Source organism: Micromonospora sp. CPCC 205554, assembly GCF_036902745.1.
Taxonomy (GTDB): Bacteria; Actinomycetota; Actinomycetes; order Mycobacteriales; family Micromonosporaceae; genus Micromonospora; species Micromonospora tulbaghiae.
Window position 1 is genome coordinate 45,780 of the sequence record NZ_JBAKHP010000025.1, and the last position, 24,952, is coordinate 70,731.

Here is a 24,952-nt window from a genome sequence, read left to right on the forward strand (position 1 = left end):
GCGCCCCCGAACGAGCCGGTGCTCGCGCGACCGGGCCGGCCGGCGCTGCGGCGGGCGGTGAGCGTGGCCAGGGGCTCCCCGCGCCCGTCGACGGTGACGCGGCCGGCCGCGACGTGCCCGACCTGCGGCTGGCCGGGCTGGCGGTGGCCGCCTGGCTCGCCGCGCTGGCCGGGTTGCACCTGACGGTCCGGATGAGCGTGTGGGTGGCCGCCGTCGCCGCCGCGATCGCCCTGCTCGTGGGGATGCACCTGGGCGGCGTGCTCGGCCGGCCGGGTGCGACGGTGCGCCGCTACGGCTGGATCGCGGTCGCCGTGCTGCTCGGCGCGCTCTGCGGTGCGGCGGCCACCGGCGCCCGCGTCGCGGTCCGCGACGCCGCCCCGGTCCGCGCGCTCCTCACCGACCGTGCACCGGTCACCGCCGAGCTGGTGCTCCGAGACGACCCCCGTCCGATACGCGGTGCGCCCGGCCGTCCGCCGATGCTGCTGGTCCGCGTGGATCTGATCCGGCTCACCGGACCCGACGGCACCCGGGTCACCGGCCCGGTGCGCGCGCTGGTGCTCGCCACCGATCCGGCCTGGCGTCCACTGCTCCCCGGGCAGCGGGTCACCAGCCGGGGACGGCTGTCCGCCCCGCGCGGCGGCGACCTGACCGCCGCCGTGCTCTCCACCGCCGATCCGCCCACGCTGCGCGGCGACGCGTCGTGGCCGCAACGGGCCGCCGGCGTGCTGCGGGCCGGCCTGCAACGGGCCTGCGAGCCGCTACCCGACGCGCCGGGCGGGCTGCTGCCCGGTCTGGTGGTGGGCGACACCAGCCGGCTGCTGCCCGAGGTGGAGGAGGACTTCCGGGCCACCGGGATGACGCACCTCAACGCGGTGTCCGGCTCCAACGTGGCGATCGTCGTCGGGGCGGTGCTGCTGCTGGCCCGCTGGGCACGCGCCGGTCCGCGTACCGCCGCCACGCTCTGCGTACTCGCGCTCGTCGGGTTCGTCATCCTGGTCCGGCCCTCGCCGAGCGTGGTGCGTGCCGCAGCGATGGGTGCGATCGGGCTCGCCGCGCTCGCCGCCGGGCGGTCCCGGTCGGCGCTGCCCGCCCTCGCCGCGGCGGTCACCGGACTGGTCCTGTTCGACCCGGACCTCGCGGGCGATCCGGGTTTCGCGTTGTCGGTCTGTGCGACCGGGGGACTGCTGCTGCTCGCGCCGGGATTGCGGGACGCGTTGCGGCGCCGCGGCGTACCGGCCGGGCTGGCCGAGGCGCTGGCGGTTCCGGCGGCCGCGCAGCTGGCGTGTGGCCCGGTGATCGCCGGGCTGTCCGCGACGGTGAGCCTGGTGGCGGTGCCGGCGAACCTGCTCGCGGTGCCGGCCGTCGCGCCGGCCACTGTGCTCGGCGTGCTGGCGGCGGTGTTGTCACCGGTGTGGCCGGGTGGTGCGGAGTTCCTGGCCTGGTTGGCGAGTTGGCCGGCGCGCTGGCTGGTGGCGGTGGCCGCGTACGGGGCGGACCTGCCGGCCGGGAACCTGCCGTGGGCGGGCGGGGTGGCAGGGGCCCTGCTGCTGGCGGCGGTGAGCATGGCGCTGCTGCTCGCCTTCCGCCGACGCCGGGCGCGGCGGCTGATCGCTGTCGTCGCGGTGGCGGTGGTGCTGGGCGCGGTGCCGGTGCGACTGCTCGCCTCCGGCTGGCCGCCACGTGGCTGGGTGGTGGTGGGGTGCGCGGTGGGGCAGGGGGACGCGGTGGTGCTGCCGGTCGCCGCCGGCCGGGCCGTGGTGGTCGACGCCGGCCCGGAACCGTCGGGCGTCGACGCCTGCCTGCGCCGCCTGCGCGTACGCGAGGTGCCGCTGCTGGTGGTCAGCCACTTCCACGTCGACCACGTCGGCGGTGTGGCCGGGGTGTTCCGGGGCCGTCGGGTGGGTGCGGTGGTGGGTCCGTCCTGGTCCGAGCCGCCCTACGGCGCGGCCCAGGTACGCGAGGCGGCCCGTCGGGCCGGTACGCCGGTGGCCCCGGTGCAGGCGGGCTGGCGGTGGCGGGCGGGCGTGGTGGACCTGGTCGCTGTCGGGCCGCCGTACCCGGTGCGGGGCAGCCGGTCCGACCCGAACAACAACTCGCTGGTGCTGGCCGCCACTGTGGGCGGGGTACGGATCCTGCTCACCGGGGACGCCGAGACGGAGGAACAGCGGGCGGTGCTGGAGACGACGCCGGCCGCTCAGATCCGGGCCGACGTGCTGAAGGTGGCCCACCACGGGTCGGGGTACCAGGCACCGGAGTTCCTGGCCGCGGTGCGTCCGGCAGTGGCGCTCGTCTGCGTGGGTGCCGACAACGACTACGGGCACCCGAACGCCGGGCTGCTGGACCGGCTGACCCGGGGCGGTGCGCGGGTGGTGCGTACCGACACCGACGGTGACGTGGCGGCGGTCCGGGTGGGGGGTGGTCTCGCCGTGGTGAAGCGTGGCGCCGAGTCAGGGCGGCCGCGTTGAACAAGGGGGATCTTGTCGCAGTAGATGGGGGATCAAGGCAAATGTCTGGATTTGCGCTGTGTGCGGGCTGCGCCGTCACAGTCCCCGATGAGCAGGCCCGGCCGGGTCGGAGGGCGTGCGAGTATGGGCGACGTGACCCCCGCCGACCTGCCTCCTATTGTGCTCGTCCTCGGCGACGAGGAGCTGCTCGCCACGCGAGCGGTCACCGAAGCCGTCGCGCGGGCCCGCGAGGTCGACCCCGACGTGGACGTGCGGGAATACCAGGCCGGCACGCTCACCGTCGGCGAGATCGTCGAGATGCTCAGCCCGTCGCTGTTCGGCGGCCGCCGGGTGCTCGTGCTCCGCTCCGGTCAGGACGCCCGCAAGGACCTGTCCGCCGCGCTGCTGGCGTACGCGAAGAATCCCGACCCGGACGTGCAGCTCGTGGTGCTGCACCTGGGCGGGGCAAAGGGCAAGGCGTTCGCCGACGGCCTGCGGGCGGCGGGTGCCGCTGTGGTGCCGGCGGTGAAGCTCAAGGGCGACCGGGAGCGGGCCGCGTTCGTGCGGGACGAGATCCGCCGCATCGGCGGCAAGTGCACGCCCGACGCGGCCGACGCTTTGGTCGCGGCCGTCGGGAACGACATGCGTGAGCTGGCCGCCGCCTGCTCGCAGCTGGTCGCCGACACCGACGGGCGGATCGGCGCGGACACGGTCGCCCGGTACTACCGGGGACGGGCCGAGGTGACCGGCTTCACCGTCGCCGACGCGACGATGGTCGGTGACGTGCCAGGCGCGCTGGAGGCGCTGCGGTGGGCGCTGCACGTCGGCGTCGACCCGGTGCCGATCGCCGACGCGCTGGCCGACGGCGTACGGACCGTGGCCCGGGTCGCCGCCGCCGGCCGGGGCAGCGCGTTCCAGTTGGCCAAGACGCTCGGCATGCCGGCCTGGAAGATCGAGAAGGCCCAGGTACGCGCCCGGGGCTGGACGCCCGAGGGCCTGGTCGAGGCGATGCGGGTGGCCGCCGAGTGCAACGCGGCCGTCAAGGGCGGTGCCGACGACCGGGCGTACGCGCTGGAGCGGGCCGTGTTCTCGGTGGCGGCGGCCCGGCAGGGCGGCGCCCGGTGACCCGAGCGTGGTCGACGGTGGCCACGGACGAGGAGCGGTACCGCCCGCTCTACGCCCGGGTGCTGGGACTGCGCTTCGTCAACCCGGGTGGGGTGCTCTGCTTCCTCTTCTTCGAGGGTGCGGTGGCACTGGCCGTGCTGCTCGCGCTCGCCGAACTGGTGAGCTGGTGGGCGGTGCTGGTGCTGCCGATCGCGGTGGCGGCCATGGTCAAGCTCAACGACGTGGTGGCCGAGATGGTCGTCCGCACCGCCGCGCAGGTGCCCGAGCAGGAACGGGACCGCTTCCGCCGGCAGATGGAGCCAGTGATCGGGCGGGCCCGGGTGCCCACCGGCGCCCGCGCGCTGCCGGGCGCCCCGACATCGGCAAGCGTCAGTGCGCGGTCAGGCGGCGCGACGTCGGCGAGCGAACGGGCGTTCCCGGGCGGTCCGACGCCGGTCGCCGACCCCCGGGGCATCCGCTACCACCATCCGCGACGCTCGACGTTCGACCGCCCCGGCGAGCGGTGACCACGGCGTCCCCCGTGTGCGCCGACACGCAGCTCACCTCGGCTGCGGCGGGCCTCGGCCTGCGGCCCTGAGCGGGGACGCCGGGGCAGCCGCACACCGGAGCCACCCGCGTCGCCTCCCGAGGTCCGCATCCTCCCGCCGATGCGATCATCGGCCCGTCGGCTGCACATACCACCCCGAGCCGCCACTGCCACAGCGGTCACCGGTGGTACCGATCACGCCGCAGATCTTGGTACGAAATGGCCCCGGTAAGGGCCGTTTCCTACCAAGATCTCCGCGCGGCATGACGCGTGGTCGGATATGGCCCTCCGTAGGGGCCGAAGTCTTCCGAGCGTGCCGTACCCAGGCGGTGCGGCGGGGAGTGCGGACAGCCGGAAGCCCCGTGGGCGCGGTGGCCCCGGGGCTTCCGGTGGGATCTGTAGCGCTGGTCAGGCAGAGAACGAGGCGACGCGCTTGGCGATCGCCGACTTCCGGTTGGCCGCCTGGTTGGCGTGGATGACACCCTTGCTGGCAGCCTTGTCCAGCTTGCGGGTGGCCTCACGCATGAGCACGGTGGCCTTCTCGGTGTCGCCCGCCTCGGCAGCCTCGTGGAACTTCCGGATGGCGGTCTTCAGCGACGACTTGACCGACTTGTTACGCAGCCGGCGCTTCTCGTTCTGCCGGTTGCGCTTGATCTGGGACTTGATGTTCGCCACGCGACAGCCTCGTCTTGATAGCTCGGGTTGGTCTGCTTTCGCGCACGACGAGCATGCGTCATCGCCGCGCGAAAAGCCAGGCTACCAGGTCGGCCCCGGACGAGCCAAAACGCCTCCAGCCCGGGCGGGACCGACGCCCCTCCACCAGCCCGCCGCCGTCCCCAAGCCCGCCGCCGTCCCCAGCACGGCGCCGTCCATCAGCCCGCTGCCGGCCGGGAGCCCGCCGCGGGCCGGGGCCGGCTGGAAGCCTGTGGCCGGACCGGGCCGGATGACCCGGGCCGGCCGGACCGTCCGGGCGGCGTTCGGCAGGCCGGGCCGAGCGGACCGGATCACGAGGGGCGCGGGCGGCGTGCCCAGGACCAGCCCCGGCGCTCGGCCAGCCAGCCGAGTGCCTGCTCCCCGCTCCACCGCTGGTGGGCGCGCAGGTGCGGGGAGCCGTTCGACGGCCCGGCCTCGGCGTCGGTCAGGAAGTACCCGGCCAGCGCCGCGAGCGTCACGTCCAGCGCGTCCTCGGGCGCCCCTGCCGCCGCCGGGTGGGCGGCGAACGCGGCGTCCGCGTCGAGGCCGCTGGCGTACGCGGTGAGCAGCAGCCCGGCCAGGTCGAACCAGGCCGGCCCGTGGCAGAGCCAGGGCCAGTCGCACAGCCAGGCCCGCCCGCCGGAGTCGATCAGGAGGTTGTCCACCCGCAGGTCGCCGTGGGCCAGCCCCGGGGCCGCGTCGGCGTACCCGGGCAGGCGGGACTCCAGCGCGACCAGCTCGGCCAGCGGCGCGCCGGTCGCCGGCTCGGGCAGCGGCTCACGTCCGGCGGCCACCTCGTCCCACCAGAGGATGTCGTCGCGGGCCAGGTCCGCGAGGCGGGGGAGCGGGAGCGCGGCCAGCTCCGCGGGCGGTTCGGCGAGCGCGGCGGCGATTTCGGCGTACGTGGTGAGGGCGGCGTCCAGCTCGGCCGGCTCCCAGGGCAGCCGGGGGGTGTGCCCGTCGATCGCGTCGAGCGCGACCGCGTACCAGCCGGACCCGGTGAGCGCCCAGCGCGGCCGGGGCACCGGCAGGCCGGCCGGGAGCCGGGCCAGGATCGCCGCCTCATGGGCGTACCAGTCGACCAGGTGCCGTTGCCCGTGCAGCGCCGCCGCCTTGACGAACGCGCGCTCCCCGGCAGGGCCGGTCAGGACGGCGGCGAAGCCGCTGGTGAACCCGCCGGCCGCCACCCGGACCGCCGCCGGTTCGCCGCCGATCCGGGCGGCCAGCGCGTCCCGCAGCCCGGCCGGCAGGTCGGCCCAGCCGGGCCGGACGGCTGTCGACCCGTACGGGACCGGGGGCAGTGAGATCGCGCGCACCGCACCATGCTGCCGCACCGGCGGCGCGTGGCGAACCGGCGCGTCGGTGGGCTCTGCCAGACTGCCCGTCATGAGGACCGACGAGTTCTGGCAGTTGATCGACGACGCCCGCGCCGGTGCCGGGGGAGAGCCCGACGCGGTCGCCGCCCGGGCGGTCGCGCTGCTGGCCGAGCGCGACCCGGAGGAGATCGTCGGGTACGCCCACCACCAGCGGCGGGTACTCGCCGCCTCCTACAAGGTCGACCTCTGGGGCGCGGCCTACCTGATCAACGGGGGCGCCTCGGACGACGGCTTCGAATACTTCCGGGGCTGGCTGATGACCCAGGGCCGGGCGGTGTTCGCGCGGGCGGTCGGCGACCCCGACGCGCTGGCCGAGCTGCCGCAGGTCCGGGCCGCGGCGCTCAGCGGCGAGGAGTTCGAGTGCGAGCAGATGCTGGCGGTGCCGTGGGACGCGTACCGGAAGGCCACCGCGTCCGACCTGCCGGCCGAGCGTGACCCGGTTCCGGTGCCCGACCTGAACGACTTCTGGGACTTCGACGACGAGGAGGAGGCCCGCCGCCGCCTGCCGAGGCTGGCCGCCCTGTTCGTCGAGCCACCCGTGGAATAGCGGAGCCACCCGTGGAATAGCGGTGGAGTGAAGGGGGAGTCCGGGCGCGCCCCGGGCGACGTGGGACCATGGAGGGGGCCGGCGGCGCGCCGGCCGCTCACGTCAGCCGACCAGAACGGACCGCTGTGCCACCGACGCTCGATCCCGGCGCGAACGCTCCTGGTGCCACCGACCCGGCGCGCATCCGGAACTTCTGCATCATCGCCCACATCGACCACGGGAAGTCGACCCTGGCCGACCGGATGTTGCAGCTCACCGGTGTGGTCGACCCGCGGCAGATGCGCGCGCAGTACCTGGACCGGATGGACATCGAGCGCGAGCGCGGCATCACCATCAAGAGCCAGGCCGTGCGGATGCCGTGGACGATCCGCGAGGGCGACCGGGCCGGCGAGACCGCCGTGCTCAACATGATCGACACTCCGGGCCACGTGGACTTCACCTACGAGGTGTCCCGTTCGCTGGCCGCCTGCGAGGGCGCGATCCTGCTCGTCGACGCCGCGCAGGGCATCGAGGCGCAGACGCTCGCCAACCTCTACCTGGCGCTCGAGAACGACCTGCACATCATCCCGGTGCTCAACAAGATCGACCTGCCGGCCGCCCAGCCGGAGAAGTACGCCGAGGAGCTGGCCCACCTGATCGGCGGCGACCCGGCGGACTGCATCAAGGTCTCCGGCAAGACCGGCGAGGGCGTGCCCTACCTCCTGGACGAGATCGTCCGCCAGTTCGTGCCGCCGGTGGGCGACGCCGAGGCCCCGGCCCGCGCGATGATCTTCGACTCGGTGTACGACGTCTACCGGGGCGTGGTCACGTACGTCCGGGTGATCGACGGCCGGATCTCCGCCCGGGACCGGATCAAGATGATGTCCACCGGCGCGGTCCACGAGCTGCTGGAGATCGGCGTCATCTCGCCGGAGATGGTGAAGGCCGACGCGCTCGGCGTCGGCGAGGTGGGTTACCTGATCACCGGCGTGAAGGACGTGCGCCAGTCCCGGGTGGGTGACACCGTCACCATCAACAACAACCCGGCCAAGGAGGCGCTCGGCGGCTACAAGGACCCGAAGCCGATGGTCTACTCGGGTCTCTATCCGATCGACGGCTCGGACTACCCGAACCTGCGCGAGGCGCTGGACAAGCTCAAGCTCAACGACGCGGCGCTCACCTACGAGCCGGAGACCTCCGGCGCGCTGGGCTTCGGCTTCCGCTGCGGCTTCCTCGGCCTGCTGCACCTGGAGATCATCCGGGAGCGGCTGGAGCGGGAGTTCAACCTCGACCTGATCTCCACCGCCCCGAACGTGGTCTACCGGGCCATCCAGGAGGACGGCGAGGAGATCGTGGTCACCAACCCGAGCGAGTACCCGACCGGCAAGATCGCCGAGGTGTACGAGCCGACCGTGCGGGCCACTGTGCTGACCCCGAACGACTACGTCGGCGCGGTGATGGAGCTGTGCCAGGGCCGCCGGGGCAGCCTGCTCGGCATGGACTACCTCTCCGCCGACCGGGTGGAGCTGCGCTACACGCTGCCGCTGGCCGAGATCATCTTCGACTTCTTCGACCAGCTCAAGAGCCGCACCAAGGGTTACGCCTCGCTGGACTACGAGCCCTCCGGCGAGCAGGCGTCCGACCTGGTCAAGGTCGACATCCTGCTGCACGGTGAGCCGGTCGACGCGTTCAGCGCGATCGTGCACAAGGACAAGGCGTACACGTACGGCACGACGATCGCGGCGAAGCTGCGCTCGCTGATCCCGCGCCAGCAGTTCGAGGTGCCGATCCAGGCGGCCATCGGCAGCCGGGTGATCGCCCGGGAAACCATCCGCGCGATCCGCAAGGACGTGCTCGCCAAGTGCTACGGCGGTGACATCAGCCGGAAGCGCAAGCTGCTGGAGAAGCAGAAGGAGGGCAAGAAGCGGATGAAGATGGTGGGCCGGGTGGAGGTCCCCCAGGAGGCGTTCATCGCGGCGCTGTCGTCCGACTCCGGCGACGGCAAGCCCGCCGGCAAGAAGTAACAGTCAGGCTGCACGAACCGGCCGGCGTCCTGGTGTCCAGGGCGCCGGCCGGTTCGCGTACCCAGGAAATTTTCAGCCTCTGGCAGCGCTCCCACCTGCGGGTTCGTCCCGGACGGGGGAGTGGCGGTCGATGCGGCCGGTTTCGGTTTTCGATGCGTCGGGCACTTAGCGGGCACGACAGCAAACGCACACAGAACGTGCGAAATCGCTTTAGGAGGACCGACCGTGGAGTTCACCGTCTGGGGCATCATCACCGCGCTCGTCGTGGGTCTGATCGTCGGCGCGCTGGGCCGGCTGGTCGTGCCGGGCCGGCAGAACATGCCGATGTGGCTGCACATGGTGATCGGCGTCGGCGCGGCGCTGCTGGGCACCGTCCTGGCCCGGGCGCTCGGCATCGCCACGCAGACCGCCGGCATCGACTGGGCCGAGCTGGCCGTGCAGGTCGTGCTCGCCGCCATCGGTGTGGCCCTGGTGGCCGGCGTCGGCCGCCGCCGCAGCGTCTCGCGTTACTGATCGACGCATCACGCGCCTCGACGGGCGCCCGGCCGACACGGCCGGGCGCCCGTCGGCGTATTCGGCGCATTGAACCCCGTCGGTGCGCGGGGTCCGCCCGCCGCGCCGGGTTTCGGCGAGAAGTAGCAGGTCAGGGTACGTCTGAACAATTCGTCATCGGAGTCGGTTTGGATTTCCGGGCGGTCGGGAACTTAGCGATCACGACAGTAACCACACGAAAAAGTGTGACCCGATCTTAAGGAGGAGGGCGACCATGGAGCTCACCGTTTGGGGCATCATCACGGCGCTGGTCGTTGGTCTGATCGTCGGCGCGCTGGGCCGGCTGGTCGTGCCGGGCCGGCAGAACATGCCGATGTGGCTGCACATGCTGATCGGCGTCGGCGCCGCGCTTCTGGGCACGATCGTGGCCCGGGCCTCCGGCTTCGCCGAGACCGCCGGCATCGACTGGCGCGAGCTGATGCTGCAGGTGCTGTTCGCCGCGATCGGCGTGGCCCTGGTGGCCGGTGTCGGCCGTCGCCGCGGCGTCTCGCGCTACTGACCCCGCACCACGCGCCTCGACGGGCGCCCGGCCTCACCGGCCGGGCGCCCGTCGGCGTATGTGGGTCCTGAACTGCCCGGACGGCATCGATGTCGGCCGGGCCTCCGGCTGCGATACGGTCGCCTGTGCCCTCCGTCACGAACACCCCCTGTTGTAAAGGAAATTTTCCTACTAAGGTGCGGCGGAGAAGGTTAGTGCCAAACGGCCCTGAGGGAGATATGGCGTGAACAGGTGGAAGCGGCTGGCTCCGGTCACCGCCATCGTGGCGTCGGCCGCGTTGGTGCTGACCGCGTGCGGTGGCTCCGGCGACGACGACAAGGCCGCCGACAACAGCAAGCTCACTGTGTGGATGATGGGTGAGGGCGGCGACGCCCAGACCAAGTTCCTCGACAGCGTCGAGGCGGAGTTCAAGAAGAAGCACCCCGAGACCGACGTCGTGGTGCAGTACATCCCCTGGCTCGAGGCGCCGAAGAAGTTCCAGGCCGCGCTCGCCGGTGGCGAGGGCCCGGACGTGACCGAGCTGGGCAACACCGAGACCCAGGGCTGGGCCGCGCAGGAGGCCCTGGCCGACGTCTCGGACAAGTTCAACGGCTGGTCCGAGGGCAAGGACATCCTGCCCGACCTGGTCAAGAACGCGCAGCTCGACGGCAAGCAGTACGGCGTGCCGTGGTACGCCGGCGTGCGTGCCGTCTACTACCGCACCGACTGGTTCGCCGAGGCCGGCGTGAAGCCGCCGACGAACTGGGACGAGATGGTCGCCGCCGCGAAGGCCGTGCAGGCCAAGAAGCCCGGCACCTACGGCATCGCCCTGCCCGGCAACTCCGAGCTGCCGTTCTACTCCTTCCTCTGGGGTGCCGGCGCGGAGATCGCCACCAAGGAGGGCGACAGCTGGAAGTCCGGCTACAACACCCCCGAGGCGCAGAAGGCGGTCAAGTTCTGGACCGACCTGGTGACGGTGCACAAGGTCGCCCCGCCGGCCGCCGCCGGGTGGAACGAGGTCGACGCCCGCACCCAGTTCGCCACCGGCAAGGCCGCGATGGCGTTCGCCGGTAGCTGGCAGGGTGGCGCGATGAAGAAGGACAACCCCGACATCGAGAAGGTGTGGGGCACGTTCCCGATTCCCGGCCCGGACGGCAAGCCCGCCCCGGCCTTCGCCGGCGGCTCCGACATCGCCATCTGGAAGGACAGCGAGCGGCAGGCGCTGGCCTGGGACTACATGACCGTGCTGCTGAGCAAGCAGAAGGACAAGGAGTTCGCGAGCAGCCTCGGCTTCTTCCCGGTCTACCAGGACCTGGTCAGCAGCGGCGACTACGCGAACGACAAGGTGATGGCCGCGTTCGCCACCGCCATCCAGAACACCAAGCTCACCCCGCTCACCCCGAAGTGGGTCGAGGTCAGCCGGACCAAGACGGTGACCCAGGCGATGAACAGCTCGGTCATCAAGGGCCAGAAGACGGTCGAGAAGGCAACCGCCGACGCGGCCACCGAGATGGAAAGCATTCTCAACGCCAAGTGACCACGCTGACCGAGGCCACCGGCAAGGCCGCCGCGCGGGACACCCCCGCGCGGCGGCGCCGTCGCCGGGTGGACCACCTTCCGTACCTGCTTCTCCTGCCGTGCCTGGCGATCATCGCCGTGTTGCTGCTCTGGCCGCTCGGCCAGGTCGTGTGGATGTCCTTCCACAAGCTGGACAGCGTCCGGCAGCTACGCGGCGACCGCGAGTGGCCGTGGGTCGGCCTGGCCAACTACGCGCAGATCCTCGGCGACCCGTTCTTCCGTACGGTGCTGCGCAACACAGTGCTGTTCGCGGTCGCCAACGTGGCGCTCACGATGATCCTCGGCACGCTGGTCGGGCTGCTGCTCAACCGCCTGGGCAAGAAGATGGCCACGTTCGTGGCGAGCTGCGTGATGCTCGCCTGGGCCACCCCGGCGCTGACCGGCACGATCGTCTGGAAGTGGATCTTCGACGACACGAGCGGCCTGGTCACCTGGCTGTTCAACAAGCTCCCGGACGGGCTCTCCACGGCCCTGTTCGGGCGCAGCGACTGGACCGGGTACGGCTGGTTCAACGACCCGCTGCTGTTCTTCGCCATCCTGACGCTCGTGGTGGTCTGGCACTCGTTCCCGTTCATCGCGGTGAGCGTCCTGGCCGGGCTCAAGAGCGTGCCGACGGAGCTGCAGGAGGCGGCCCGGGTCGACGGCGCCGGGCCGTGGAAGGTGTTCTGGAAGGTCACGTTCCCGGTGCTGCGGCCGGTCTTCGGCATCCTCGTGGTGCTCTCCACGATCTGGGACTTCAAGGTCTTCACCCAGCAGTTCGTGCTGGCCGGCGGCACCCAGGACCGGTCGACGTTCATGCTGTCGATCTACTCGTACGCGGAGGCGTTCTCGCCGCCGCCCAAGTACGGCCTCGGCTCGGCCATCGCCGTCATCCTCACCGTGATCCTGCTCGTGGTGACCGCCCTGTACGTCCGCATGGTGCTGAAGCAGGAGGACGAATGACGAAGAAGATCGCCCTCAACGGCGCGGGCCTGCTGGTCGCGCTCTTCGCCGCCTTCCCGGTCTACTGGATGGTGGCGACCTCACTGAAGCCCAATCGGGAGATCTTCTCGTCCACCCCCCGGCCGGTGCCGGCGGAGCCGACGCTGGAGCACTACCGGGAGATCCTCACCGGCAACCTGATCCCGGGCGTGACCTTCGCCGACTTCTTCCTCAACAGCGCGCTCGTCGCACTGGCGACGGTGCTGCTGAGCGGGCTGGTCGCCCTGCTCGCCGCGACCGCTGTGGCCCGGTTCCGGTTCAAGCTGCGCACCACGTTCCTGATCATGCTGCTGGTGGTGCAGATGATCCCGCTGGAGGCGCTGGTCATCCCGCTGTTCCTGATGATCCAGCGGCTCGGCCTCTACAACACGCTGCCCAGCCTGATCCTCACGTACCTCGGCTTCTCGCTGCCGTTCGCGGTCTGGATGCTGCGCGGCTTCGTCGCCGCGGTGCCCAAGGAACTGGAGGAGGCCGCCGCCATCGACGGCGCCAGCCGGGCCCAGACGTTCCGCAAGGTGCTGTTCCCGCTCGTCGCGCCCGGCCTGGTCGCCACCAGCATCTTCTCGTTCATCACCGCGTGGAACGAGCTGATCTTCGCGCTGACCTTCATCAACGACCAGCAGAAGTACACGCTGCCGGTCGCGATGACGTTCTTCTTCGGCCGGGACGACACCGCCTGGGGCTCGGTCATGGCCGCGTCCACGCTGTTCACCCTGCCGGTGATCGTCTTCTTCCTGCTGGTGCAGCGCCGGATGGTCTCCGGCCTGGTGGCGGGAGCGGTGAAGGGCTGAGGGAGGCGGCCGGTCAGGCCGCGGCGAACACCTCGGCGCGCACCTCGGTGGTCGGATCGCCCTTCACCCGGGCCCAGGAGCCCTGCTCGGCGGTCCACTCCAGGTTGCCGAAGCGGACCTTCTTCACGCCGTGGTCGTCGGCGTGCGAGACCAGCCAGTGCGCGTACCGCCAGCCGTTGCGGTCGTCACCGGCCGGCACGGTGAGCGCGGTCAGGTCGGTCGCCGTGGCCAGCCGGGGCAGGCCCCAGTCCAGCGACAGGCTCTCCAGCACGGCGCTGGCGGCGGCCGGGCCGCGCATCGTCGGCGGCGAGGAGACGGTGCAGGCCACCGCGCCGGTCGCGTGGCCGAGCAACGCGCGGGTGAGGACCTCCGACTCGTCCGCCCACTTCTGGTACGCCTCGGGGAACGCCGACCGCTGCACCCGCTGGGCCGCGTCGGTGATCCGCATCCGCTCCCAGCCCTTGACCTTCTTCAGCGCGGCGTAGAACTTGTTCGCCGCGTACCGCGGATCCTGGATCTCCTCCGGGGTGCCCCAGCCCTGGCTCGGGCGCTGCTGGAACAGGCCGAGCGAGTCGCGGTCGCCGTGGGCGATGTTGCGCAGGTGCGACTCCTGGTACGCGGTCGCCAGCGCCACCACCACCGCCCGTTCGGGCATCCGGCGCTGCATCCCGATGGCCGCGATGGTTGCCGCGTTCGCCATCTGGTCGGCGCCGAGCACCACCTCGCCGTCCGCCTTCACGGTGCAGGTCCGGCTGGCCAGCGGCAGCCGCAGGTGCTCGCCGAACTGCTTGGTCACGACGTAGACCGCGAGCAGTGCCAGCACGCACACCGCCACCCCAGATGCCACGACCGCCGCTCGCGTCCGCACCCGCACCCCCTGTCCCGACAGTCCGACAAGCGTACGTCCCGCCCGCCACGGCGGCTCTCGGCCGACCGGCGGGCCCCACGTCGGCCGGAGTGGCCGACGCGGGGCCGCCGCGAACCTCAGTCTCCGGCGGGCACCCAGGCGGCGGGACGCTTCTCCCGGAACGCCGTCACGCCCTCGCGCCCCTCGTCGGAGAGGAAGTACCCGGTGGACAGCGCGGCCAACTCGGCGATCTCGGCCCGCAGGTCCGGCCCGGCGGGCCGGCGCAGCAGCTCCTTCGCCCCGGCCAGCGCCCCCGGGGCGCCCCTGACCAGCGAGGCGCAGTAGCGCTCGACGGCGGCGTCCAGCTCGCCGGCCGGCACCGCGGCGGTGACCAGGCCGATCTCGGCGGCGCGGCGGCCGTCGAACGTGTCGCCGGTCAGGTACAGCTCGGCGGCGGCCCGCTGGCCCAGCCGGGGCAGCACGGTCGCCGAGATCACCGCCGGGATCACCCCGATCCGCACCTCGGTGAACGCGAACGTCGCCTCCTGTGCGCAGACCGCCAGGTCGGCGGCGGCGATCAGGCCCAGCCCACCGGCCCGGGCCGGGCCGGCCACCTTCGCCACCACCGGCTTCGGGCACTCCCGCACCGCGACGAGCACGTCACCGAGCATCCCGGCGGGCACCGTCCCGCTGGCGTACGCGGCGGCCGTCTCCTTCAGGTCGGCGCCGGAGCAGAAGACCGGGCCGGTGTGGTCGAGCACGATCGCGCGTACCGCGTCGTCGGCGACCGCGCCGGCCAGCCCGGCCAGCAGCTCGGTCATCAGGGGCGTGGAGAGCGCGTTGCGATTGTGCGGGCTGTCCAGGGTGAGGGTGGTCACCCCACGGGCCGTGGCGACTCGCACAAGAGCGTCCGGAGAGGTCATGCCGGGCACACTAGTGGCCATGCCCGGCGTCCTTCCAGAAGGCGAACCCGTCCCGCGCGACGGATCGCTGCCCGCCACCGCCACTCGCGCCGTCGGCGCGCGCGGCTTCGGCGTGTACGTCCACGTGCCGTTCTGCGCCAGCCGGTGCGGCTACTGCGACTTCAACACGTACACCGCGTCGGAGCTGGGCGGCGGGGCGAGCCGGGAGACGTACGCCGACTCCGTGCTGGCCGAGCTGGAGCTGGCCGCCCGGGTGCTGGGCGACTCGCCGCCGCCCCGGGTCGACACCGTCTTCGTCGGCGGCGGCACGCCCACCCTGCTGCCCGCCGACGACCTGGCCCGGATCCTCGACGGCATCGACCGCGTCTGGGGGCTGGCCGCCGACGCCGAGGTGACCACCGAGGCCAACCCCGAGTCGGTGAGCCCGGAGTCGCTCAAGACGCTGCGGGCGGCCGGGTACACCCGGATCTCGCTGGGCATGCAGTCCGCCGCACCGAGGGTGCTCGCGGTGCTCGACCGGCGGCACAGCGCGGGCCGGGCCACCGCCGCCGCGCTGGAGGCGCGCGACGCCGGGTTCGAGCACGTGAACCTGGACCTGATCTACGGCACGCCGGGCGAGACGGCCGAGGACTTCGCCGCCTCGCTGGCCCAGGTGGTCGACGCGGGCGTGGACCACGTCAGCGCGTACGCCCTGATCGTGGAGGACGGCACCCGGCTGGCCGCGCGGATGCGCCGCGGCGAGCTGCCGTACCCCTCCGACGACGTGGCGGCGGACCGCTACCTGGCCGCGGAGGCCGCGCTCGGCGAGGCCGGATTCTCCTGGTACGAGGTGTCGAACTGGGCCCGCTCGGCGGCGGCCCGGTGCCGGCACAACCTGCTCTACTGGGCCGGCGCGGACTGGTGGGGCCTGGGCCCGGGGGCGCACAGCCACGTCGGCGGCGTGCGCTGGTGGAACGTCAAGCACCCGAGCGCGTACGCGGCGCGGCTGGCCGAGGGCGCCTCGCCCGCGCAGGCCCGGGAACAGCTCACGCCGGACGAGCAGCACATGGAGGACGTGATGCTGCGGGTGCGGCTCGCCTCCGGGCTGCCGCTGGACGTGCTGGACGCCGCCGGCCGGGCGGGCGCCGAGCGGGCCCGGGACGCCGGGCTGCTCGACGCCGGGGCGTACGCGCGAGGGCTGGTGGTGCTGACGCTGCGCGGCCGGCTGCTGGCCGACGCGGTGGTACGCGACCTGCTGCCGTGACCGGGCCCGGCCGGCCGCCCCCTCGGCCGGCCGGAGGCGTCACTTGGTGAAGCTGTAGCTCATCGGGTAGCGGTAGAGCACGCCGTCGTTGGCCTTGACCCCGCCGATGATCCCGAAGATCAGCGGCACCAGCCAGACCAGCATCGGGACGAAGAACAGGATCCCGCAGGTGATGATCGTGATCACCCAGGCGAGCACGCCGGCGATGGCCCAGGTGATCTGGAAGTTCAGCGCCGCGACGGAGTGGGCGCGGACGGTCGGTGACTGCTGGCCGCGAGTCATCAGCGCGATCAGCGGGGCGACCCAGCCGAGCAGGCCGCCGCCGACGATGACACCGGCGGCGCCACCGAAGTGCGCGACGAGCGCCCAGGTCTTCTCGTCGTTGTTGGCGTACGCGGCGGGCCCGTAGCCGCCACCGGCGGGGTAGCCGGCGCCGTAGCCCGGCGTGCCGCCCGGCGGGGGGTCACCACCGGGGGGCGGGTAGCCGCCCGGCGGAGGTTGACCGCCCGGAGGCGGGTAGCCACCCGGGGGCGGATAGTCACCGGGCGGGGGATAGCCGCCCGTGCCGGGCGCGCCGGACAGTGGAGCGGTGGGCGGTTCACCGGCCGGCGAGCCGTAGGGCGCCGACGGGTCGGGCTGGGGGCCGGAGTCCCCTGCCCCGGGAGGGCGAGGAGGTTCAGTCATGGTCGCCACGGTAGGTCCACCGGTCAACTCGCACCAGAGCGACACAGACCGACGATGACCGGCTGTTCGGCCCTGGTGGGCCGCGTTGTGTGGCGGGCCGCACCGCAGGTCCGTCAGGCGATCATCGCGTCGGCGGGGGTGCCGACGTAGACTGGCACTCGCTACAGTCGAGTGCCAGCCGCCCGGCGGATGCCGCGCGCCGGCCCGACCGAGGTGCGTCAGGAGGTGGGGAATGGGTCTCGACGACCGCAAACTCGCCGTGCTGCGCGCGATCGTCGAGGACTACGTCGCCACGCAGGAGCCGGTCGGCAGCAAGGCCCTGGTCGAGCGGCACCAGCTCGGCGTCTCGCCGGCCACCGTGCGCAACGACATGGCGGTGCTGGAGGAGGAGGGCTACATCCGGCAGCCGCACACCAGCGCCGGCCGGGTGCCCACCGACCGCGGCTACCGCCTCTTCGTGGACCGGCTCTCCCGGGTCAAGCCGCTCAGCCCGGCCGAGCGCCGGGCGATCGAGCGCTTCCTGGTCGGCGCCGTCGACCTGGACGACGTGGTGCACCGCACCGTCCGGCTGCTCGCCCAGCTCACCCGGCAGGTCGCCGTGGTGCAGTACCCGAGCCTGGCCCGCTCCAAGGTGCGCCACCTGGAGCTGGTGCCGATCTCCACCACCCGGCTGATGGTCGTCATGATCGCCGACACCGGCCGGGTCGAGCAGCGGCTGGTCGAGCTGCCCGCCCCGGTGCCCGCCGACGACGTGACCGACCTGCGCCGGCTGGTGAACGAGAAGCTCGTCGGCAGCCAGCTCGCCGAGACGCCGCCGCTGGTGCAGGCGCTCGTCGACGAGTCGGCGCCGCATCTGCGCCCGGCCATGACCACGCTCTCCACCGTGCTGTTGGAGACGCTCGTGGAACGGCACGAGGAGCGCCTCGCGCTGGCCGGCCAGGCCAACCTCACCCGGGGTGGCCTGCTCGACTTCCAGGGTTCGCTGCGGCCCATCCTGGAGGCGCTCGAAGAAGAGGTCGTGCTGCTCAAGCTGATCGGCGAGACCGAGCCGAGCACCACCCGGGTGCTCATCGGCGACGAGAACGAATTCGACAACCTGCGGGCCGCCTCGGTGGTCAGCACCGGCTACGGACCGGGCAGCACGATCGTCGGCGGACTCGGCGTGCTCGGGCCGACCCGGATGGACTACCCCGGCAATATCGCCATGGTGAGGGCCGTGGCACGCTACGTGGGCGAACTGCTGGCCCAGAACTGACCAGTCAGGGCCGACGGCCGGTTCCGGCCGACGACCGGAGCGACGCGAGACGAACATGAGGACACCTAACGCAGTGGCCAGGGACTACTACGGCATTCTCGGCGTGAGCCGGGACGCCTCCGACGACGAGATCAAGCGCGCCTACCGCAAGCTGGCGCGGCAGTTCCACCCGGACGTCAATCCGGACCCGGAGGCCCAGGAGAAGTTCAAGGACATCAACGCCGCGTACGAGGTCCTCTCGGACGACCGGAAGCGGCAGATCGTCGACCTGGGCGGCGACCCGCTCGCCCCGGGCGGCGGTGGCATGGGCGGCCCGGGCGGGCCCGGCGGCGCCGGTCCGTTCGTCGGCTTCCAGGACATCATGGACGCGTTCTTCGGCGGCGCCGCGGGCGGCAGCCGGGGACCGCGCCCGCGTACCCGCCCCGGTGCGGACGCGATCCTTCGCCTGGAACTGGACCTCAACGAGACCGCGTTCGGCGTCGAGGCGCCGATCACCGTCGACACCGCAGTGCTCTGCACCACCTGCTCCGGCGCCGGCACCGCCGCCGGCACGCACCTGGCCACCTGTGAGGCGTGCGGCGGCCGGGGCGAGGTGCAGTCGGTGCAGCGGACCTTCCTCGGCCAGGTGGTCTCCGCCCGGCCGTGCACCGTCTGCCAGGGCTACGGCACCACCATCCCGCACCCCTGCCCGACCTGCGCCGGTGACGGCCGGGTGCGCACCCGCCGCTCGCTGACGGTGAAGATCCCGGCCGGGGTCGAGGACGGCATGCGGATCCGCCTGGCCCAGCAGGGCGAGGTCGGTCCCGGCGGCGGCACCGCCGGTGACCTCTACGTCGAGATCCACGAGCGGCCGCACGACGTCTACTCCCGCAAGGGCGACGACCTGCACTGCCGGGTGACGGTGCCGATGACCGCCGCCGCGCTCGGCACCCGGCTGACCATCAAGACGCTCGACAGCGAGGAAACCGTCGACGTCAAGCCCGGCACCCAGCCCGGCAGCACGCTGCGGCTGCGCGCCCGGGGCGTACCGCACCTGCGCGGCACCGGCCGGGGTGACCTCTACGTGCACCTGGACGTGCGTACCCCGACCAAGCTCGACGCCGACCAGGAGCGGATGCTGCGCGACTTCGCCAAGACCCGTGGCGAGGAGGTCGCCGAGCTGACCAAGCAGGGCGGCTTCTTCTCCCGGATGCGCGACGCCTTCAACGGGCACGCCTGAGGTGTCGGCGCCGCTGTTCCTGGTCGAGGCGCTGCCCACCGGTGACATGCTGACGCTGGACGGCCCGGAGGGTCACCACGCGGCCACCGTGCAGCGGCTGCGCGTCGGCGAGGAGCTGGTGCTCGCCGACGGTCGGGGCGGCACCGCCGCCGCGGTGGTCACCGCCGTCGGCCGCGGCAGGCTCGACCTGCGGGTCACCAGCCGGGGGTACGCGGACGCGCCGGTGCCCCGGCTGGTCGTGGTGCAGGGCATCGCCAAGGGCGACCGGGGTGAACTCGCCGTGCAGGCGATGACCGAGGTCGGGGTGAACGAGATCGTGCCCTGGGCGGCGTCCCGCTCGGTGGCGCAGTGGCGCGGCGAGCGGGGCGAACGGGCCCGGCAGAAGTGGGTGGCCACCGCCCGGGAGGCGGCCAAGCAGGCGCGCCGCCCGTGGCTGCCGGTGATGGCCGGCTCCCCGGACGAGTCCACCACGACGGTGGCCCGCCGGATCGCCGGTGCGGCCGGCGCGTATGTGCTGCACGAGGGCGCACATGACCGGCTGACCACCGTCGACCTGCCGGCGGCGGGCGAGATCGTCCTGGTGGTCGGCCCGGAGGGCGGCATCGCCGACCACGAGCTGGCCGCGTTCGCCGACGCGGGAGCGCGTACGGTCCGCCTGGGCCCGTCCGTCCTGCGCACCTCCACAGCAGGCGTGGCAGCCCTCACGGTCCTGGCCACCCGCCTGACCCACTGGTAACCCCGCCCGCCCCGCCCCGCGCGCTGATCTTGCAGTTACGGCCCTCGCTATGTCCCTTCAGTGGGATTTGCCGGGGCCAGAACTGCAAGATCGCGAGGGCGGGGAGGGTCAGGTGCGGAGGTAGGAGGCGCCGTTGAGGTCGACGATGGTGCCGGACGCCCACTCGGCCTCGGGGCTGGCCAGCCAGTGCACCGCCGACGCGATCTCCTCCGGCCGGGCCACCCGGTGGAACGGGGACTGGGCGCGTACCGCCTCGCCCCGCTCGCTCTTCAGGTGCTCGTTGGTCATGTCGGTCTCGACGAAGCCGGGCGCCACGCAGGCGACCCCGATGCCGTACGGCGCCAGCGCCACCGCGAGCGACTGGGCCATCGCGTTCATCCCGGCCTTGCTGGCCCCGTACGCCGGGTTGGCCGGCTCGCCCCGGAACGCGCCCCGGGACGACACGTTCACGATCCGGCCCCCGCGTTCGCGCATGTGCTGCGCGGCGCACCAGGCCGCGTTGGCGGCGCCGACCAGGTTGGTGTCGAGCACCTCCCGCCACCGCGCCCGCCACTGCTCGTAACTGCTCTCGAAGACCGGGTGCGGGGGATCGGCCGGCCCGAACACGCCCGCGTTGTTCACCAGCACGTCGAGACCACCGAGCCGCTGGGCCGCCTCGTCCACCATGACGCGTACCGCGTCGGCGTCGGCCAGGTCGGCGCGGACCACCACATGCCCGTCGCCGGGCAGTTCGGCGCGCAGCCGCTCCGCCAGCCCGGCCGAGTCCCGGTGGTGGATCGCCACCCGGTCCCCACCGGCGGCGAACGCCCGCGCCACCGCCCGCCCGATGCCCCGCGAGGCCCCCGTCACCAGCACCGCCCGTCCCGACATGGCGGCCATCCTGCCGCATCGGGCCGGTCCGCCCGGCGGTGCCCCCGCCGCGCTGCGGGCGGCCGTCCTTACACTGCTGCGATGGACTGCCTCTTCTGCCGGATCGTCGCCGGGGAGATTCCGGCCACCATCGTCCGCGAGACCGCCACCACCCTGGCCTTCCGGGACATCGACCCGAAGGCGCCCACCCACGTGCTGGTGATCCCGAAGGAGCACTACGCGGACGTGGCCACGCTGGCCCAGGGCGCGCCCGAGCTGGCCGGCGAGGTGCTCCAGACCGCCGCCGTGGTGGCCGAGGAGGAGGGCCTGACCGTGGACGGGTTCCGGCTGATGTTCAACACCGGCCCGTACGGCGGCCAGGAGGTCTTCCACGTGCACGCCCACCTGCTCGGCGGCGCGCCGCTCGGCCCGATGCTCTGCCGATGACCGACGTCTCCGACCGGCTCGGCCGGATGGTGCGCCAGGCCCAGGCCACCGGGCGGATCCCGGCGGTGTCGGCCGCCCTGCACCGGGCCGACCGGCCGCTCTGGACCTGCACCGTTGGCGACACCGGCAACGACAACCCGCTGGGGCCGGAGACGGTGTTCCGGATCGGTTCGGTCACCAAGACCTTCACCGCGGCGCTCGTCATGCAGTGCCGCGACGACGGCCTGCTCGACCTCGACGACCCGATCGGGCGGCACCTCGACCTGCCCGCGCACGGCGACGCGACCGTACGCCGGCTGCTGTCGCACACCGCCGGCCTGCAACGCGAGCCGCACGGCGACGTGTGGGACAGCCTGCGCGCCCCGGCCGTCGACGAGATGCTGGCCGACCTGGCCCGGGTCGAGCGGGTGCTGCCCACGGGCCGGCGCTTCCACTATTCCAACCTCGGCCTGGCGCTGCTCGGCGAGGCGGTCGCCCGGCTGCGCGGCGGCACCTGGGCCGAGGTGCTGGCCGACCGGGTGCTCACCCCGCTCGGACTGACCTCCACCCACCCGCACCCGACCGAGCGCGCCGCGACCGGGTTCCTGGTCGACGCGTACTCCGACGAGGCCCACCCGGAACCGCCCGCCGACTTCGGCGCGGTGGCCCCCGCCGCGCAGCTCTGGAGCACCGCGACGGACATGGCGCGCTGGGCCGCGTTCCTGGCCGACCCGGCGGCGGTGGACCCGGACGGCGCGGTGCTCGCCGCGACGACGGTCGAGGAGATGCGCTGGCCGCTCACCCCCACCGACGAGTCGGTCTGGGCGGCCGGCTTCGGGCTGGGGCTGATCCTGGTTCCGCAGCCGGAGCGGGTGACCCACGTGGGCCACGACGGTGCGATGCCCGGTTTCCTCGCCGCCGTCTACGGGCGGCGCGGCGGTCAGGGCACCGCCGGGGCGATGGGCTGCGCGGTGCTCGGCTCGTCCGGCACCGGCGTGGAGGTGTTCGACCTGTCCCACCGGCTGCTCGCCGCCGCCGCCGAGCACGACCCGGCGGAGGTCGAGCCGTGGCGTCCCGGCCCGCCTGCCCCGGACCACCTGCGCGGCGTGCTGGGCCGCTGGTGGGGCGAGGGCTTCGAGTACGTCTTCTCCTGGCACGACGGGACGCTGCGGGCGCGTGGCGCGGACGACCCGGCCGGGAAGCCGCCCGCCGTGTTCGCGCCGCTGCCGGACCGGCCGGACGTGTTCCGCACCGTCTCCGGCCGCGAGGCGGGGGAGCTGCTGCGGCTGACCCGCGACGAGCGCGGCGTGGTGGTCCGGATGCACTGGGCGACCTACCGCTTCACCCGTACCCAGGAGACCTTCGACGGGTACGACTTCCGCGTCGGCGACTGACCGCCGGGCACCGGAAATGGGCGCGGTGCGTACGGTGCCGACCCGATACGATGGAGGTAACCGTACGCCGCGCCACCAGGGCCCGGCGCCCGAGAAGCGGAGAGCAGGTGGCGCAGGGCCCGACGGGCCCGACCTATGACCGGCACCCCACCTCCCGGCACGCCGCGTGTGCAGACCAGGATCACGGTCCCCGACCAGAAGATCATGGTGAACCTGCTCGGCGCGGGCGACGAGATCCTGCGGCTCGTCGAGCGCTCGATCGACAGCGACGTCCACGTCCGCGGCAACGAGATCACCATCACCGGCGCCCCCGCCGACAACGCCCTCGCCGAGCGCCTCTTCAGTGAGCTGCTCGAACTGATCGAGAAAGGCGAGACCCTGACCACAGACGCGGTACGGCGTACCGTCGGCATGCTCGAGCAGGGCGGCGCCGAGCGGCCCGCCGAGGTCCTGACGCTCAACATCCTCTCCCGGCGCGGCCGCACCATCCGTCCCAAGACGCTGGGGCAGAAGAAGTACGTCGACGCGATCGACGCCCACACCATCGTCTTCGGCATCGGCCCGGCCGGTACCGGCAAGACCTATCTGGCCATGGCGAAGGCCGTGCAGGCGCTCCAGGCCAAGCAGGTCAACCGGATCATCCTGACCCGGCCGGCGGTCGAGGCGGGGGAGCGGCTGGGCTTCCTGCCCGGCACCCTGAACGAGAAGATCGACCCCTACCTGCGCCCGCTCTACGACGCGCTGCACGACATGCTCGACCCGGAGACCATCCCGAAGCTGATGGCCGCCGGCACGATCGAGGTCGCGCCGCTGGCGTACATGCGCGGACGGGCCCAGCCGTACGACGCCCGGGTGCTGACTCCGGAGGGCTTCCGGCCGTTCGGCTCGCTCCAGGTCGGTGACCTGGTCATCGGCTCGAACGGGACGCCCACGCCGGTGATCGGCATCTATCCCCAGGGCCAGAAGCAGGTCTATCGGGTCACCACCCAGGACGGCGCGTCCACGCTCTGCTGCGGCGAGCACCTGTGGACCGTAGCCACGCCGGACGACAAGCGTCGCGGCCGGTGGCGCACGATCGAGACGCAGGAGATGATCGGCAAGGAGTGGCGAGGTCACACCCGTCGCTACGAACTCCCGCTCGTCGCGCCGGTGCAGATGGAGCCGCGGGCGGTTCCGCTCGACCCGTACGCCCTCGGGCTGCTGCTCGGCGACGGCGCGATCTCGTGCCGCACCACGCCGGCCTTCTGCACCGCCGACCCGGAGCTGGCGACCGCGCTGGAGGAGGCGCTCGTCGACATCCAGCTAATCCGCAAGGGTGACTACGACTACGTCCTCCGGCACGTCAACGGGCACCGCGGCGGCGTGATCGTGGCGAACCCGGTGACGGTGGCCGTCCGTGAACTGGGGCTGGCCGGGGCCACCTCGGGCACGAAGTTCGTCCCCGAGGTCTACAAGAACAACAGCGTCGGCGTCCGGCTGGCGGTCCTGCAAGGGCTGCTGGACACCGACGGTGGGCCGGTCACCCAGGCCGGGCGCACGTGCCGTGTGCAGTACTCGACCACTTCCCCCCGGTTGTGCGACGACGTGGTCCACCTGGTCGAGTCGCTCGGAGGGGTGGCCACGGCGCGGGTTCGTCAGGCCGAGGGACGCAAGCCCGGTCTGGCGAAGGGTCGGCCCGTTCCGTACCGGTCCGACACCTACGTCGTGGAGATCCGGCTACCCGCCGGTGTCGCGCCGTTCCGCCTGTCGCGTAAGCGCCGGCTCTACGACGAGCACGGCGGTGGCCGGCCGATGCGGTTCATCGACTCGATCATCCCGGCCGGGGTGCGGGAGACGATGTGCATCCAGGTCGCGGCGGAGGACTCGCTCTACGTCACCGACGACTTCCTGGTCACCCACAACACCCTCAACGACGCGTTCATCATCCTGGACGAGGCGCAGAACACCACGCCAGAGCAGATGAAGATGTTCCTCACCCGGCTCGGCTTCGGCTCCAAGATCGTCGTCACCGGTGACGTCACCCAGGTGGACCTTCCCGGCGGGACGACCAGCGGCCTGCGGGTGGTCCGGGAGATCCTGAACAACGTCGAGGACGTGCACTTCGCCCAGCTCTCCAGCTCCGACGTGGTGCGCCACAAGCTGGTGGGCGAGATCGTCGACGCGTACGCCCGCTGGGACGCCGAGCGGGAGAACCAGCAGGCGCAGAGCGTGCACGCCGTACCGGGGCGGACCGCCCAGGGCGGCCGGGCCGGCCGGCGCCGCTGACCTGCCGGCGGAAGCCG

The 24,952-nt window shown here is 72.8% G+C and carries 22 protein-coding genes and 3 pseudogenes; 19 read left to right on the forward strand and 6 right to left on the reverse strand.

Going from position 1 to position 24,952, the window contains the following annotated elements; translation table 11 throughout:
* Positions 1-113: 113 nt before the first annotated feature.
* From V6U82_RS24680 to V6U82_RS24690, 3 genes are all read left to right on the forward strand, one after another.
* Positions 114-2,465, forward strand: a complete 2,352-nt coding sequence (locus tag V6U82_RS24680; RefSeq protein ID WP_334465011.1) for a ComEC/Rec2 family competence protein — start codon at positions 114-116, stop codon at positions 2,463-2,465.
* 123 nt (positions 2,466-2,588) lie between these two features.
* On the forward strand, positions 2,589-3,569 hold the full coding sequence (gene holA, locus V6U82_RS24685) for a DNA polymerase III subunit delta (protein ID WP_334464939.1): 981 nt from the start codon (positions 2,589-2,591) through the stop codon (positions 3,567-3,569).
* Entirely contained in the window at positions 3,566-4,075 is a 510-nt protein-coding gene (locus V6U82_RS24690) for a hypothetical protein (protein ID WP_128138889.1), read from the forward strand. The genes holA and V6U82_RS24690 overlap by 4 nt, the downstream gene beginning before the upstream one ends.
* Before the next feature lie 428 nt (positions 4,076-4,503).
* On the opposite strand, the gene rpsT is transcribed toward V6U82_RS24690, so the two are convergent.
* Both rpsT and V6U82_RS24700 read right to left on the reverse strand, forming a co-directional pair.
* Positions 4,504-4,770 carry a 30S ribosomal protein S20 gene (rpsT, locus tag V6U82_RS24695; protein ID WP_128138890.1) on the reverse strand — a complete coding sequence of 89 codons (267 nt, stop codon included), beginning with the start codon at positions 4,768-4,770 and terminating at the stop codon, positions 4,504-4,506.
* Between the two features lie 329 nt (positions 4,771-5,099).
* Positions 5,100-6,176 (reverse strand): phosphotransferase family protein, encoded by a 1,077-nt coding sequence (locus tag V6U82_RS24700; protein WP_334464941.1) that lies wholly within the window; start codon positions 6,174-6,176, stop codon positions 5,100-5,102.
* On the opposite strand from V6U82_RS24700, the gene V6U82_RS24705 reads away from it, so the two are divergent.
* From V6U82_RS24705 to V6U82_RS24735, 7 genes are all read left to right on the forward strand, one after another.
* The gene (locus V6U82_RS24705; protein WP_135241591.1) at positions 6,175-6,711 is read left to right on the forward strand and encodes a DUF4240 domain-containing protein; all 537 of its coding nucleotides are present in this window, start codon (positions 6,175-6,177) and stop codon (positions 6,709-6,711) included. The genes V6U82_RS24700 and V6U82_RS24705 overlap by 2 nt on opposite strands.
* A gap of 125 nt (positions 6,712-6,836) precedes the next feature.
* Positions 6,837-8,714: a translation elongation factor 4 gene (gene lepA, locus V6U82_RS24710; protein ID WP_120568500.1), complete on the forward strand. Its 1,878-nt coding sequence runs from the start codon at positions 6,837-6,839 to the stop codon at positions 8,712-8,714.
* A gap of 225 nt (positions 8,715-8,939) precedes the next feature.
* Positions 8,940-9,227, forward strand: coding sequence for a GlsB/YeaQ/YmgE family stress response membrane protein (locus tag V6U82_RS24715; protein WP_116507974.1), 288 nt, complete (start codon positions 8,940-8,942; stop codon positions 9,225-9,227).
* 253 nt (positions 9,228-9,480) lie between these two features.
* Positions 9,481-9,765 carry a GlsB/YeaQ/YmgE family stress response membrane protein gene (locus tag V6U82_RS24720; RefSeq protein ID WP_030503112.1) on the forward strand — a complete coding sequence of 95 codons (285 nt, stop codon included), beginning with the start codon at positions 9,481-9,483 and terminating at the stop codon, positions 9,763-9,765.
* A 223-nt stretch (positions 9,766-9,988) separates the two neighbouring features.
* A complete protein-coding gene (locus V6U82_RS24725) occupies positions 9,989-11,281 on the forward strand; it encodes a sugar ABC transporter substrate-binding protein (protein WP_128136488.1) in 1,293 nt (430 codons plus the stop codon).
* Positions 11,278-12,264 carry a carbohydrate ABC transporter permease gene (locus V6U82_RS24730; RefSeq protein ID WP_334464951.1) on the forward strand — a complete coding sequence of 329 codons (987 nt, stop codon included), beginning with the start codon at positions 11,278-11,280 and terminating at the stop codon, positions 12,262-12,264. The genes V6U82_RS24725 and V6U82_RS24730 overlap by 4 nt, the downstream gene beginning before the upstream one ends.
* Positions 12,261-13,094 (forward strand): carbohydrate ABC transporter permease, encoded by an 834-nt coding sequence (locus V6U82_RS24735; RefSeq protein WP_128136489.1) that lies wholly within the window; start codon positions 12,261-12,263, stop codon positions 13,092-13,094. Before V6U82_RS24730 ends, V6U82_RS24735 begins: the two co-directional genes overlap by 4 nt.
* Before the next feature lie 13 nt (positions 13,095-13,107).
* Here V6U82_RS24735 and V6U82_RS24740 read toward each other — a convergent pair whose 3' ends face one another.
* Both V6U82_RS24740 and V6U82_RS24745 read right to left on the reverse strand, forming a co-directional pair.
* Positions 13,108-13,968: a hypothetical protein gene (locus V6U82_RS24740; protein ID WP_334464954.1), complete on the reverse strand. Its 861-nt coding sequence runs from the start codon at positions 13,966-13,968 to the stop codon at positions 13,108-13,110.
* A gap of 110 nt (positions 13,969-14,078) precedes the next feature.
* Positions 14,079-14,864 carry an enoyl-CoA hydratase-related protein gene (locus tag V6U82_RS24745; protein WP_334464956.1) on the reverse strand — a complete coding sequence of 262 codons (786 nt, stop codon included), beginning with the start codon at positions 14,862-14,864 and terminating at the stop codon, positions 14,079-14,081.
* A 19-nt stretch (positions 14,865-14,883) separates the two neighbouring features.
* On the opposite strand from V6U82_RS24745, the gene hemW reads away from it, so the two are divergent.
* Positions 14,884-16,107, forward strand: a complete 1,224-nt coding sequence (gene hemW / locus V6U82_RS24750; protein ID WP_334464958.1) for a radical SAM family heme chaperone HemW — start codon at positions 14,884-14,886, stop codon at positions 16,105-16,107.
* Between the two features lie 39 nt (positions 16,108-16,146).
* Here hemW and V6U82_RS24755 read toward each other — a convergent pair whose 3' ends face one another.
* On the reverse strand, positions 16,147-16,791 hold the full coding sequence (locus V6U82_RS24755; protein ID WP_334464960.1) for a DUF4870 domain-containing protein: 645 nt from the start codon (positions 16,789-16,791) through the stop codon (positions 16,147-16,149).
* A 232-nt stretch (positions 16,792-17,023) separates the two neighbouring features.
* On the opposite strand from V6U82_RS24755, the gene hrcA reads away from it, so the two are divergent.
* From hrcA to V6U82_RS24770, 3 genes are all read left to right on the forward strand, one after another.
* A complete protein-coding gene (hrcA, locus tag V6U82_RS24760) occupies positions 17,024-18,046 on the forward strand; it encodes a heat-inducible transcriptional repressor HrcA (RefSeq protein WP_135241584.1) in 1,023 nt (340 codons plus the stop codon).
* 73 nt (positions 18,047-18,119) lie between these two features.
* On the forward strand, positions 18,120-19,265 hold the full coding sequence (gene dnaJ, locus V6U82_RS24765; protein ID WP_175438744.1) for a molecular chaperone DnaJ: 1,146 nt from the start codon (positions 18,120-18,122) through the stop codon (positions 19,263-19,265).
* Between the two features lies 1 nt (position 19,266).
* Positions 19,267-20,001: a 16S rRNA (uracil(1498)-N(3))-methyltransferase gene (locus V6U82_RS24770; RefSeq protein WP_334464963.1), complete on the forward strand. Its 735-nt coding sequence runs from the start codon at positions 19,267-19,269 to the stop codon at positions 19,999-20,001.
* A gap of 108 nt (positions 20,002-20,109) precedes the next feature.
* Here V6U82_RS24770 and V6U82_RS24775 read toward each other — a convergent pair whose 3' ends face one another.
* Positions 20,110-20,871 (reverse strand): SDR family NAD(P)-dependent oxidoreductase, encoded by a 762-nt coding sequence (locus tag V6U82_RS24775; RefSeq protein ID WP_334464965.1) that lies wholly within the window; start codon positions 20,869-20,871, stop codon positions 20,110-20,112.
* Positions 20,872-20,952: 81 nt separating this feature from the next.
* Here V6U82_RS24775 and V6U82_RS24780 point away from each other — a divergent pair, with 81 nt between their 5' ends.
* The 5 genes and pseudogenes from V6U82_RS24780 to V6U82_RS24800 form a co-directional block, all read left to right on the forward strand.
* Positions 20,953-21,297: a histidine triad nucleotide-binding protein gene (locus V6U82_RS24780; protein ID WP_013475524.1), complete on the forward strand. Its 345-nt coding sequence runs from the start codon at positions 20,953-20,955 to the stop codon at positions 21,295-21,297.
* Positions 21,294-22,670, forward strand: a complete 1,377-nt coding sequence (locus V6U82_RS24785) for a serine hydrolase domain-containing protein (protein WP_334464967.1) — start codon at positions 21,294-21,296, stop codon at positions 22,668-22,670. The genes V6U82_RS24780 and V6U82_RS24785 overlap by 4 nt, the downstream gene beginning before the upstream one ends.
* Before the next feature lie 135 nt (positions 22,671-22,805).
* Positions 22,806-23,501 (forward strand): annotated as a pseudogene (locus V6U82_RS24790) (PhoH family protein); the annotation flags it as partial.
* Positions 23,502-23,825: 324 nt separating this feature from the next.
* Positions 23,826-24,263, forward strand: a pseudogene (locus tag V6U82_RS24795) (LAGLIDADG family homing endonuclease); the annotation flags it as partial.
* Between the two features lie 309 nt (positions 24,264-24,572).
* Positions 24,573-24,935: pseudogene (locus V6U82_RS24800) on the forward strand (PhoH family protein); the annotation flags it as partial.
* Positions 24,936-24,952 lie beyond the last annotated feature (17 nt).